The organism is Pseudoalteromonas sp. Angola-30 (assembly GCF_028599215.1).
In the GTDB taxonomy this organism is placed as follows: domain Bacteria; phylum Pseudomonadota; class Gammaproteobacteria; order Enterobacterales; family Alteromonadaceae; genus Pseudoalteromonas; species Pseudoalteromonas atlantica.
On sequence record NZ_JAQREI010000001.1, the window covers coordinates 434,489 to 446,613 of the forward strand.

Sequence of the window (12,125 nt, forward strand, 5' to 3'; positions counted from 1 at the left end):
AACGTATATTTACGCGATTGCTATTTGGTTTCTGCCATTTTCTTTTGCTTTATAAAGTTGTTGGTCTGCACGTTTAATTAGCTCGCTGAGTGAGTCGCTTTTAGCATCACTTATTGCCACGCCAGCACTAAAGGTAACGTGTGTTTTACTTGGCAATGCCTCAATATGACTGCAGTACTGCGCTAACTTATTTTCAAGATTTTCAAAAAAGTTGTTTATTTTATCGCGATTTTGCGTTTTTAAAACAAATAGCCACTCTTCGCCGCCATAGCGCCCAAACTTATCGTTAGTACTTAGTGTGTCTTTTGCTGCTTGAGCAAATTTTATAAGTACTAAATCTCCTATATCGTGGCCAAATTTGTCGTTAATAGCTTTAAAGTAATCTAAATCAACGATGGCTATTGCTAGGCTCAGATGGGATAAACACTCATTTGCTTTTTGCAAAATGCCACGCCGATTTAAGCTGTTAGTTAGGTAGTCGGTTAATGCTATAGCATGGTATTTTTTACGTTGGCGCATTTGGCGGTAAAATAAAAATAGCGACACGATGACTAAAATAAAGGCAATTGAGGCACTTAAGCGCCAAATTATTTTTTGCTGGTGTTCTTCTGTTGCCTGCAGTTTGTTTATGTCTTTTTCGTATTCTAGCTGTAAAATTTTGTCTTCTTTTTCTTTTACTTCAAATTTAACTTGCAAGGTTTTTATATTGGTTTCGCTGGTGGCTTCGTAGTGTTTTATTGTATAAGCCAGCTCATCTTCAATTGCTTTAAATGCATCTTCGGTGAAGTTAAGCTGGCGCTTTAATTTATAGCGTTTGCTTAAAAAATCAGCCTTATAAATGCTGCGGCTAAATTTATCTAGGTTTAAAAATACTTCGTCGTTTACTTGGTTGGCTTTATTTAATAAATTTTGTTTTGTGTAAATGTCTGATAATAAAATCATTGATGCTAAATGCATGTCATTAATGCCGGCAGAGCTTGCAAGTGCAATGTTTTTGTTTACGAGCATTAAAGCTGTATCGTAATTACCCTGAAGGTATTGAATATTTGCAATAGAATATTGAGCGAAGGCTAAACCCTTTTTCATATTAACTTTGCTAAAATAAGCCAGCGCTTTATTTAAGTATACAAGCGCGTTTTTAGGCTGACCGACCTCAAGTAATACGTTTCCTAAACTCCAATAAGCTTTAGCAGTAAATAGGCCGTCGCTTGTTTGCTCGTAAGCATCTACCGCTTTTTGAGCATAATAAATGGCTTTTTCTTTATCATCTTTGTAGAGGTAGTTGTAAGCGTCGGCAATTTTTCTAAAAAAGTAGCCCTGCGAGGCTATGTCTTCTTCTTTTATAGCAAGCTCTAAACCTGTTAACGCCGCACTTAGCGTTTTTTTAAGTTCGTCGGTTTCGGTGTAGTAATAGGCTATAGCCCGAAAAACAATGATTTGTTCGTTAGGAGAAAGCTGTTTTACCTGCGTTTGCAGTTGATTAGCAAGCGATTGCGCATTATTTAGCTCTTTGTTAATTGCGAAAAGCTTAAGCTGAGCCTCTAAAAATAGTAGGTGACTGTTTTTATATGTTACAAGCTCAGTACTCTTTAAATACATTAGCAAATGGATACTTAGCGCGGTGTATTGTTCTTGTCGAAAAAGTAGCTCTGAATATAAGGCAGCCGCTTCAAGGTGCAACTGTTTATGCTTTGTATGTTTAGTGACATTATAAGCGCGGGTTAGTTGTTTTTGGTGTAAAAGGTAATCTAGCTTGTTGGCTTTAATATCACTAAGCAGGCTTTGGATTGATTTTATATCAGATGAAGTTAGTGAAGAGCTATTGGCAAATGTAGCACTACTTGGTAGTAAAAATAACAGGAGCACAAAAAAGCGAAACCACACTATATTGATTTTTATTATTATATTGTTCGTCATTTATTTTTTACTGAATCAACACCCAAAACGATATAACTAACTATAGCATTGCTTGTAAATAACAAGTTAATACTTTATTGGGAATACACCACCACATCCCTTTGAAAACCCCATTTTCTAGTAAATAAGTATGAAATAGAAGAGTAAAATAATGATGACACCCATTTAAAACATAACTATGACACCCATCAAAACACAAATAATAAAATAATAACGACACCCATCATAATAGTTGTATAAAACACAAGCTCGGACTACGCTTTAGCTTAAATAATGAACAGGGTTGTGTTATGGCTATTGCTCGAAAGCGCCAAATAAGTTTGGCAGATACAAAATATTATCACTGTATTTCACGTTGTGTTCGCCGGGCATATTTGTGTGGTGAAGACCCTTTTACAGGACAAAATTACGCGCATAGAAGAGGGTGGGTAGAGGATAAGCTTATCAGCCTTGCAAAGGTATTTTGTATAGATGTTTGTGCATATGCAGTTATGAGTAATCATACACATATTGTGTTGTATGTAGATGATAAAAAAGCTAATAGGTTAAACGACAAAGCAATAGCAATTCGTTGGCACAAGCTTTTTAAAGGCACCGCTATCACGCATAAATTTATACGCGGTGAGAAGTTATCGGCTACCGAACATTGGTTTTTAAACGAGAGCCTAAAGCTGTATCGAGAACGCTTAAGTAGTATTAGCTGGTTTATGCGAGCATTGAACGAAAATATTGCAAGGCGAGCTAACAAAGAAGATGGCTGCACAGGGCGATTTTGGGAAGGGCGATTTAAATCTCAAGCGTTACTAGATGAAGCTGGTTTGTTGGCGTGCATGGCATATGTAGATTTAAATCCAATACGCGCCAAAGCGGCTGAAACACCTGAGGATTCGCACTTTACGAGCGTAAAACAACGCATAAAATCAATTGCACTTAAAAGCAACCAGGCGTTAAAAGTTAAGCAGCCAAAACAGTTATTACGCTTTGCAGGAAAGTCTAAAAAATACATGCCAAAAGGTTTACCATTCGAATTAAAAACGTATTTAGAGTTAGTGGAATTAACAGGCAGATGTATTCGAGCTGATAAAATAGGCTTTATTGCGCATTCAGCACCTGAATTATTGATACGTTTGAATATAGCGCCAGAGAACTGGTTAAAACTTACAACCGAATTTGGCAATGTTTTTCATGGAGCCGTGGGGCGTGTAAGTTCATTAGATAGTTATTGTAAACATCAAGCTATTAAGCGAAGGCCTAGCTATTCAAATAGTAAAAAATTATTAGCCTAATAAAACCGTTAAATAAATAGTATGTCACTTAGCTTTGCTGAGCTTTTATTGTGCCTGAAGTTTCTTATTGGCCATAAGATTATGATAAAAAGCTTAAGTATATAAACTTAAACATCTCCATTACCACTCAACATCTCAAATCAACATATAAATCCAACCAAATATTTCTTACTACACTTTTAATTTATAAATAATTAGAGTGGGTGTCATAGTTATGGCTTTATTATGACTAAGAAAGATTAAAGGGATGCCATATCTTTAAATATCCTCATATATTTTGGACTCTAGGGCTTTCCTAGCTTGTTTATTAATTATGGGTGTCAAAGTTATTATTTTGTATAAATCTATATTGGTTGACATGTAGAATGAATACTCTACCATATTAGGTAGAATATTCATTCTACATGGGTTAAACACTATGCTAAAACAAGATATAGCTGCTGCACTTGAGGTGGCCTTTAGTCAACATGGTTTTGCTGAGCCTAGTGTGGCTAAGCTGCAAAAACTCAGTGGCGTTAGTTTGCGCACCCTTTATAAATATTACCCGTCAAAGCAGGCAATGATCATTGCTGCGCTTGAGTACCGCCATAATCGCTATATTAATTTTTTACTTAAAGATGCACCTGCTCCGGGAGTTGAGGCGGTTTTGCACATGTTTGATCAACTAAAAGCGTGGATGGTGCAATTTGCGCCTAATGGCTGTTTATCTATTAATGCGTTGTCGGCGTTTCCTGAAGATGAAGCTATTAGCCTTGCGGTGCAAACACATAAAAATAACGTAAAAAAACTGCTAGGTGAGCAAGGTTTAAATTCATCGTTGGCTAGTAGCTTGTTTTTGCTGCACGAGGGAGTGTCGAGTGCATGGCCAGTTATGGGCGATGAGGCGGTTACATCAGCAAAAAACAGTATTCTTAAATTAATATAATGGAGCAACCAATGGCAAATTTACCTAGCACAATGCACGCTGTACAGCTTACCGAGCATGGCGATTTTGATGTATTAAAGTATGCAACTAACTTACCGTTGCCAGGGCTTGCACAAACAGATGTACTTATAAAAGTCATGGCGGCAGGTGTTAATAACACAGATCTTAATACCCGCACGGCGTGGTACGCTAAAAAACAAAGCAGTAAAGACGATGCAAGTTGGTCTGGTGATGCGTTTGTTTTTCCTCGTATTCAAGGGGCAGATGTGTGCGGCGTAATTGTGGCTGTTGGTAAAAACGTAGATCAAAGCCGTATTGGTGAGCGCGTTATTGTTGAGCCATGTTTAATTAAAGCTAATGGCGAAACGCTTAAATCGCCATGGTATTTTGGCTCTGAGTGTGATGGTGGCTTTTCACAGTTTACCCGCGTTGACTCTATTCACGCTTATAAAATCAATAGTAACTATAGTGATGAAGAGCTGGCCTCTTTTCCGTGCTCATATTCTACGGCCGAAAACATGCTGTTTCGCTCAAACCCACAGCAAGGGCAAACTGTTTTAATTACAGGCGCTTCTGGTGGTGTTGGCTCAGCGGCAGTGCAATTAGCTAAAGCACGTGGCGCTTTTGTTATTGCCATTACGAGTAAAAGTAAGGCGCAGCAGCTTGAAGAGTTAGGTGCCGATAAAGTTATATTTCGTGAAGATGATTTAATTCAAGTCTTAGGTAAAAACAGTGTGGATGTAGTCATTGACCTTGTTGCCGGCGAGCAATGGCCTGCACTGCTGGAGGTATTAAAACCAAAGGGGCGTTATGCGGTGTCGGGCGCTATTGGCGGGGCATTAGTCGAGCTTGATATACGTACTTTGTACTTAAAAGATTTAACTTTTTTTGGCTGTACAGTTATAGAGCCTGAGGTATTTAAAAGCTTAGTTAACTTTATTGAACAAGAAAAAATAAAGCCTATTGTGGCGCAAACATTCCCATTGAGCGAAATTGTTACAGCGCAAAAAGTGTTTGCACAAAAACAACACGTAGGAAAAATTGTACTCACCATCCCCCATAGCGAATAGCGCGTTAAACAACAAAGCCCGTTACAAAGTAAGCGGGCTTTTTAATGGTAACAAGCTTATAAGCTTTTTTTAGGCGGTAAAGCCACGTTGGCAAATATGAGCCCTGCTACAAGCGACATAAATATTAAAAACGTTTGCTGGCCTATATGCTCGGCGTAAACAAAGTCTTGGCCTTCAATAAGCGAGTTTAAGCCAATATACGTTTTACTGCCGGGTACCAGTACAATTAAGCCTTGCATGGCAACAATGGAAGCTGGGGCATTTGCAACGCGGTTAAATAAGTTACTAAACACTCCAACCGAAAGCGCACCAACAAACGTGCCTAACGTGTAGTCAAGGTACATAGCCGAACCAATACTCGTGCCATAGGCTATAAAACCAGATGCGATTGACCATCCAGCATGTTTAAGTTTGGTTCTAAATATCACTATTAAGCTGCTACAAAGTAAAAATATAGCCAGCCATGCAGTCCAGCGCGGTAGTGGCTCGGGCTGTACAAAGTCAGTTTGGCCAAATATGGCAAAGCCAATGCCTATGCCAATAAAGGCGCCAAAGTACAGTTTAAATAACAGCATAAACGAGTCCATAACCCGCGCCGTACCCGACACCAAATGCCTAGCTGCAAGTTCTGCTAAACCAAGCGCTAGCGCTAAACCAGGTATAAATACAATAATGGCTGAAAGCACCACTAACCGTATATTTATATCGGGCGAAATATAAACACTTATTGCACAAGCCAGCACTGCCGATACTATAGCAACAAGGGGCTCAAGCATGTGAGCAACCCGTTTTGAGCGCCCCGACCACAGCACAAACACATACACCACTAAAGTAAGTAACGCAGACCAAATAACGTCTGTCCAGCTGGTACCCATTAGCATGGCAAATGCCCCCCCCGATGTTGCAAAAGCAATACCGGTAACAAATTTATTGTACGGGTTTGGCATGTCGTAAATGGCATCAAGCTGAGCATCAACTTCTTGTAAGGTGAGCTTGTCGTCGAGCATTTGATTAACTAAGTCGTCGGTGTCGGCAAGTGAGCCTAAGTCGTGATCGCCTGGGTCTACGCGTGCCACGTGGGTGTATTCGTCTTCGTGGCCATCAGTCCAAATTACAAACGTTACCGATGTTGGCGACATAACAAAAGACGATTTAAGTCCTAAGTAAGTGGCCACTTCCATTAAGTGTGCTTCTAGGCGGTACGCTGGGGTGCCGTACTTATGAAGCATTTTACCTAATTTAACGATAAATTTGCGTTTTTCAGTAAAGGTTGCAGTTTTCAAATCTTGTATGGACCAGTGTGTAAATAAATTAGCTAAAAGTATAGGCTAAAACGCCCATTTGTAATGGGCGCGATTTTAAACACAAATCTGTAGGAGTCTAGTCATTTTTAATCTAATTTTTTATTTTTTTCAGCAATCCATTGCGCCATATATTGCGTACTGCGCATAGTATGGTGTTTTAACATTTGTCCGGTGAAGTTTTTTTCCCTATGCGCTTTTAAATCGTTGCTTATAGAGTCAATTTTATTAATTAACGCCGCGCTTAATTTTACTTTGTCGTACAAGGTATTAAGTAGCGTATTGCCAGCTTGTTGCGCGTGTTCAAAATCGGCTTGATTGGTGTAAAGCTCAACGGCTGCATTTGCAAAATCGTCGGTATTATTAGCCACTTTACCAGGCCATGGTAGTTCGTTGTGCATGCCCTCACTGCCTATATTGGTAGTTACACTGGGGGTTTGCATTATCATAGCTTCTAGCAGCTTGCCTTTTATACCTGCGCCAAAACGAAGTGGGGCTAAACATACGCGTGCGCTTTGCATTACCTCATAGGCGTTATCGGCCCAGCCTTTTATTAAAAAACCGGTTTTAGGGTTATTAAGTGCTGTTGCTTTTGGTGGCGGGTAAGAGCCATAAATATGCAGTTCTGCTTTTGGTAATTGCTTGCGAATAAGCGGCCATATTTTTTGTAAGTACAGCACGGCATCCCAGTTGGGGGCGTGTCTAAAGTTACCTATGGTCATAAAGTGCTCACGTTGTTCAAACGAGTTTGTTTGCGCAGGTAAAGCGGTTAAATCGACCATAAAAGGGAGATGATGTAATAAACTGGCTTCTACGTTAAATACACTACTAAGTAATTGCATTTCAAAGCTTGAAATAATTAAGCTTAGGTCGCAGCGCAATATTGCGGCTATTTCGCGTTTTGCTATGTCTGAATGTAAATCGCTGGTGGTAAATTCTCGCTCGCCTTTGTGCGCTTCGTGGCGAGCATTACGTAGGCATTGTAAATCTTCGGTATCGAGTATTTTTATGGCATTGGGGCAATGTTTATCTACACGCCAGCCAAATTGCTCTTCCATCATAAAGCGGTCAAACATCACTATGTCTGGGTTGTACGCTTTAACGTACTCATCAAAACTTTCGCAGTTTAGGGCAATGCTTTGACTTGTTATACCAAAGTGATCTAGGTTTACCATGTGCTCGGTGCGTTGTGCTGGGGTGGCAAATTCTACTTGCCAATTTTGCGCTTTAAACGCGTTTAATAACGACATCATGTGCGTACCCGCAGCAGACGAATTTGGTTCTGGCCATACGTAACCAATTACCAGCACTTTTTTCATTACGGTGTTTCTCTAATTTGTAGGTTTACATTTACCAGTGTTTTTACTGGTGCAGTGTTTGTTTGAAGTTGTTCTTGCAGCACTAAAATACTGCGCTTAGCAAGCTCTTGCGTGTTTATATTGGCGCAAGTAAAGCGAGGTTGCATTTCGGTAATATCAGGAATATGTAAGCAACTTACTATATTGTTTTTCAAATGCGGGGCGGCGGCTAAAACGCCATGCGCAATTATATTGTTAGCGCATACAACCGCGTCAATACTCGGATTATTAAGTAATGTGCTACTAAATATTTGCTTAGCATGTAATGGGGTGCTTTTTGTGCACGTAATAGCTGGCTCAGGGGTTATATTGTGTTTTTTACACGCGCTATTAAAGCCACTTAATAAACCTTGTGCAGATAAGCTTTCATCACCCATAAACAGTATGTTTTTAGGCGAATCATTTATTAGCTGCAATGTTACTACATGGCTTGCTTTAGTGTAGTCGGGTAAAACACACGGGGCTGAGCTGTAAGGTACTTCGTGCATTAGGCTAATAACATGGTAGGCAGCAGCAAGGTTGTCGAGCCACTGCGCACAGGTACTAGCCACAGGGCAAATTATAAATGCAGCCACTTTGTATTCTTTTAAATTATTTATTAGCTGCGTTTGGCGCTCTACGCTGTTGTTACTACTAACAATAATGGCCTGAAAAAAAGCCTCGCTTAAAGCCTGCTCTATATTTTTAGCAAGCAATGCCATAAGCGGGTTTGTTAAATCGTCAATCACTACAACCACTAAATTAGAGCGCCCTGAGCGCATAGCTGCTGCATCGCGATTATACACATAGCCTAGCTCACCTATGGCTTGTAACACTTTTTGTTTGCTTTTATCGGCTACTTTATTGCTGTGTGTAAGCACCAGCGATACGGTCGATTTAGACACCCCCGCACGGTGAGCAACATCAAAAATAGTGACCGATTTAGCTTTGTTAGGCATGGTATTTTAAGCGCGCAGTAGTGAGTAAATAGCTGCGTAGTGTAGCGTATATAATGCGTTTAAGTCATCTTTTAGCCCTGTAATTTAAAGCTTAATACTTTATGAACAGAGCAAAACATGTTTATATACCTTTTATAATCTTAAAAATAACAAAAGGATAAATACATGAACGCATTTAGGCTGTTAGTTGCCTTTATTTGTTGTGTTGTAATAATGCCAAACAGCTATGCTGAGCAAGGTTATCAAACACCTTCGCCTGAGCTAGCCGCTGTGGTAGATGCCAAATTAGCACCCACTAGTTTTTTATCGAGCGATGGCCAATGGCTTGCTTTATTTGAGCGTAAGCGCGTAGAGACGCTTGACGAGCTTGCTAAAGATGAGCTTAAACTTGCGGGTATAAAGCTAAACCCTGCTAACTTTTCACGCTCGCGTGTTAGCGCTAAATACAGCGCGCTTGAGCTTAAGCATGTGCAAAGCGGCACCGTTATTAATATTAATAATTTACCAAACGGTATTATTCGCTCGCCTAAATGGTCATCTAACAGTAAATATTTAGCATTTGTTGTAGAGCAACAAAACCAAGCAAATTTATGGCTTTACAGTGTAGAGACAAAGCAAGCAAAAATGCTCTCAAATGCAGCGCTTAACTCGGTTATTACCGCTACGCCTTACCAATGGCTGCCCGATAGCAGCGCACTGGTTGCAAATTTAGCGGTTAATATAGGTAAACCCGCGTTAAAAAACAGCAGTCAAAATGTAGTGCCTGTTATACAGCAAAGCACAGGCGAAAAAGCCCCAGCGCGTACTTATCAAAACTTATTAACCAGCCCGTTTGACGAAGCACAGTTTAAATTTTACGGCCAAGGGCAATTAGCTTACGTAACGCTTGATGGCAATACACAAGCCATTGGCAGCCCTGCATTATTTAAATCGTTTTCGGTATCGCCAGATTCAACCAATATATTAGTTGCTGCGATAAACGAGCCGTTTTCGTATCAAGTACCGTACAGCCGTTTTGCCAGCACTTGGCAAATATGGGGAATGCGCGGTTACGCATTAGCCGAACTTGTAAAACAACCGCTTGCCGATAACATTCCACAAGGCTATGACAGTGTTCGCACCGGCCGCCGCGATTTTGAATGGCGCGCGGATCAAGGCGCAGAAGTTATTTGGGCCGAAGCGCAAGATGGCGGCGACATGAAAACCGATGTTAAGCACCATGATTATATTTACAGCCTACGCGCGCCGTTTAAACGCGAGCCAAAACTGTTTGCTAAAGTAGAGCGCCGCTATGCAGGTATAGTTTGGGGTAATCAAAATATTGCCATGCTTAGCGACTGGCGCTTTAGCGACCGCCAAGTGCGTACGTATGTTATTCAGCCACGCAATGCAGATAAAAACCGTGTGCTTTTTTCTGAGCGAAGCTATAACGATGCGTACAAAAACCCAGGTAGCTTTATATACGAGCGTAACGATTTAGGCGCCAACGTTATTAAAATTGTTGGCGGGCGTTATATGTATCTGCGCGGTAACGGCGCGTCTGAGCAAGGTAATATTCCGTTTTTAGACCAGTACGATGTAAAAACGAATAGCAGCAAGCGTTTATGGCAATCACAGGCGCCATACTACGAGCGTGTTCGTGCATTGCTTGACGACGAAGGCGAGCGCTTTATAACTGTGCGAGAGTCTAAAACCGAGCAACCTAACTTTTTTATTCGTGATTTAGATAACGATACTCTTACGCAGCTTACTAATTTTGCTCATCCGTACCCAGCATTTAAAGGGGTTACAAAAGAGCAGTTACGTTATAAACGCGATGACGGGGTTGAGCTTTCGGGCACGTTATATTTACCACCAGGTTACGATGTAACCCAAGGCCCGTTACCCGTACTTATGTGGGCGTACCCACTTGAATACAAAGACAAAGCCGTAGCATCACAAGTGCGCGAATCGCCATACGAATTTACTTACATTGGTTATTGGGGCCCTATGCCTTACCTTGCTAAAGGTATTGCCGTATTTGACGACCCTAAAATGCCTATTGTAGGTATTAATGGCAGCGAGCCAAACGATAACTTTAGAAAGCAGTTAGTTTCAAGTGCGCAAGCTGCGGTTGATGTGCTGGTTAAAAAAGGCATTGCCGATAAAAACAACATTGCTATAGCAGGGCACTCGTACGGTGCATTTATGGTGGCAAACCTATTAGCGCATAGTGATTTATTTAAAACCGGTATTGCTCGCAGTGGTGCTTACAACCGTACCTTAACGCCGTTTGGTTTTCAGGGTGAAGAGCGTGATTTTTGGCAAGCACAAAGTGTGTACGCTAACATGTCGCCGTTTTTCCATGCTGAAAAAATTGACGAGCCAATGCTAATGATCCACGGTCAAGAAGATCCTAATTCTGGAACTTTCCCAATGCAAAGTGAGCGCATGTACGCAGCGCTTAAAGGCTTAGGTAAAGACGCTCGCTTAGTTATGCTCCCTTATGAGGCACATGGTTACCGCGCACGTAAAAGCTTATTACACGTACTGTGGGAACAAGAGCAATGGCTAGATAAGTACTTATTGAGTGATTTTGTTGAGGAGCCGGTAAATGTTACTACTGAGCAAGTAGCAGAGCCAATAGCGATTGCTGAACAATAGTAGATAATAGGTAACCAATAGCGCGGCTACTTTAGCCGCGTTTTTTGCTTTTAATATAGAGAGAAAAAATGATTGATGTTGCAGCGCTTGCCGTTTTTATTCCTACCTTCTTTTTTGTATCTATCACACCGGGTATGTGTATGACCCTCGCCATGACATTAGGTATGAGCATAGGTGTAAGGCGCACATTATGGATGATGATAGGTGAGCTGTTAGGGGTCGCAAGTGTTGCTATTGCTGCGGTATTAGGTGTTGCAAGCGTAATGCTAAATTACCCTAATGCGTTCGATATTTTAAAATGGGTAGGCGGTGCATACTTAATTTATATAGGTATAAATATGTGGCGCGCAAAAGGTAAAATGTCGATTGATACACAAAAACCGCATGATGTAAGTCGTCAGTCGCTATTTACGCAAGGTTTTGTTACTGCCATTGCTAACCCAAAGGGCTGGGCGTTTATGATCTCTTTACTACCGCCATTTATTAGCGTTGAACACGCACTCGCCCCGCAACTGTTAGTGCTTGTTTTAGTTATTATGATAAGCGAATTTATTTGCATGTTAGCGTACGCCACAGGCGGTAAAAGCCTACGTTTATTTTTAAGCCGTGGCGATAATATAAAATGGATGAACCGAATTGCAGGCAGCCTTATGGTGCTAGTAGGCATATGGCTGGCGTTAGGGTAAT

Annotated in this window: 9 protein-coding genes; 5 read left to right on the forward strand and 4 right to left on the reverse strand. The window is 40.8% G+C overall.

What is annotated here, in order from left to right; genetic code table 11:
• Nucleotides 1-9: 9 nt before the first annotated feature.
• Nucleotides 10-1,917 (reverse strand): tetratricopeptide repeat-containing diguanylate cyclase, encoded by a 1,908-nt coding sequence (locus PSH54_RS01985; RefSeq protein ID WP_273605343.1) that lies wholly within the window; start codon nt 1,915-1,917, stop codon nt 10-12.
• Between the two features lie 290 nt (nt 1,918-2,207).
• Between PSH54_RS01985 and PSH54_RS01990 the strand changes: the two genes are divergently transcribed.
• The 3 genes from PSH54_RS01990 to PSH54_RS02000 all read left to right on the forward strand — a co-directional run bounded on the left by PSH54_RS01990 (nt 2,208) and on the right by PSH54_RS02000 (nt 5,198).
• On the forward strand, nt 2,208-3,203 hold the full coding sequence (locus tag PSH54_RS01990) for a transposase (RefSeq protein ID WP_273605344.1): 996 nt from the start codon (nt 2,208-2,210) through the stop codon (nt 3,201-3,203).
• Between the two features lie 418 nt (nt 3,204-3,621).
• Nucleotides 3,622-4,128, forward strand: a complete 507-nt coding sequence (locus PSH54_RS01995) for a TetR/AcrR family transcriptional regulator (protein ID WP_273605345.1) — start codon at nt 3,622-3,624, stop codon at nt 4,126-4,128.
• Between the two features lie 11 nt (nt 4,129-4,139).
• Nucleotides 4,140-5,198 (forward strand): alcohol dehydrogenase family protein, encoded by a 1,059-nt coding sequence (locus PSH54_RS02000; RefSeq protein ID WP_273605346.1) that lies wholly within the window; start codon nt 4,140-4,142, stop codon nt 5,196-5,198.
• Between the two features lie 56 nt (nt 5,199-5,254).
• On the opposite strand, the gene PSH54_RS02005 is transcribed toward PSH54_RS02000, so the two are convergent.
• The 3 genes from PSH54_RS02005 to PSH54_RS02015 form a co-directional block, all read right to left on the reverse strand.
• On the reverse strand, nt 5,255-6,481 hold the full coding sequence (locus PSH54_RS02005) for a threonine/serine ThrE exporter family protein (RefSeq protein ID WP_029773039.1): 1,227 nt from the start codon (nt 6,479-6,481) through the stop codon (nt 5,255-5,257).
• Nucleotides 6,482-6,588: 107 nt separating this feature from the next.
• Nucleotides 6,589-7,818, reverse strand: a complete 1,230-nt coding sequence (locus tag PSH54_RS02010; protein ID WP_248461873.1) for a glycosyltransferase — start codon at nt 7,816-7,818, stop codon at nt 6,589-6,591.
• A complete protein-coding gene (locus PSH54_RS02015; protein WP_264389759.1) occupies nt 7,818-8,795 on the reverse strand; it encodes a LacI family DNA-binding transcriptional regulator in 978 nt (325 codons plus the stop codon). The genes PSH54_RS02010 and PSH54_RS02015 overlap by 1 nt, the downstream gene beginning before the upstream one ends.
• 165 nt (nt 8,796-8,960) lie before the next feature.
• Here PSH54_RS02015 and PSH54_RS02020 point away from each other — a divergent pair, with 165 nt between their 5' ends.
• The gene (locus PSH54_RS02020; RefSeq protein ID WP_273605347.1) at nt 8,961-11,438 is read left to right on the forward strand and encodes a S9 family peptidase; all 2,478 of its coding nucleotides are present in this window, start codon (nt 8,961-8,963) and stop codon (nt 11,436-11,438) included.
• Nucleotides 11,439-11,506: 68 nt separating this feature from the next.
• Nucleotides 11,507-12,124 (forward strand): LysE family translocator, encoded by a 618-nt coding sequence (locus tag PSH54_RS02025; protein WP_064387054.1) that lies wholly within the window; start codon nt 11,507-11,509, stop codon nt 12,122-12,124.
• Nucleotide 12,125 lies beyond the last annotated feature (1 nt).

What these genes read in the sequence shown, in the direction of transcription:
- PSH54_RS01985 (WP_273605343.1), bottom strand. Translation starts at nt 1,917, where the DNA reads ATGACGAACAATATAATAATAAAAATCAATATAGTGTGGTTTCGCTTT.
- PSH54_RS01990 (WP_273605344.1), top strand. Translation starts at nt 2,208, where the DNA reads ATGGCTATTGCTCGAAAGCGCCAAATAAGTTTGGCAGATACAAAATAT.
- PSH54_RS01995 (WP_273605345.1), top strand. Translation starts at nt 3,622, where the DNA reads ATGCTAAAACAAGATATAGCTGCTGCACTTGAGGTGGCCTTTAGTCAA.
- PSH54_RS02000 (WP_273605346.1), top strand. Translation starts at nt 4,140, where the DNA reads ATGGCAAATTTACCTAGCACAATGCACGCTGTACAGCTTACCGAGCAT.
- PSH54_RS02010 (WP_248461873.1), bottom strand. Translation starts at nt 7,818, where the DNA reads ATGAAAAAAGTGCTGGTAATTGGTTACGTATGGCCAGAACCAAATTCG.
- PSH54_RS02015 (WP_264389759.1), bottom strand. Translation starts at nt 8,795, where the DNA reads ATGCCTAACAAAGCTAAATCGGTCACTATTTTTGATGTTGCTCACCGT.
- PSH54_RS02020 (WP_273605347.1), top strand. Translation starts at nt 8,961, where the DNA reads ATGAACGCATTTAGGCTGTTAGTTGCCTTTATTTGTTGTGTTGTAATA.
- PSH54_RS02025 (WP_064387054.1), top strand. Translation starts at nt 11,507, where the DNA reads ATGATTGATGTTGCAGCGCTTGCCGTTTTTATTCCTACCTTCTTTTTT.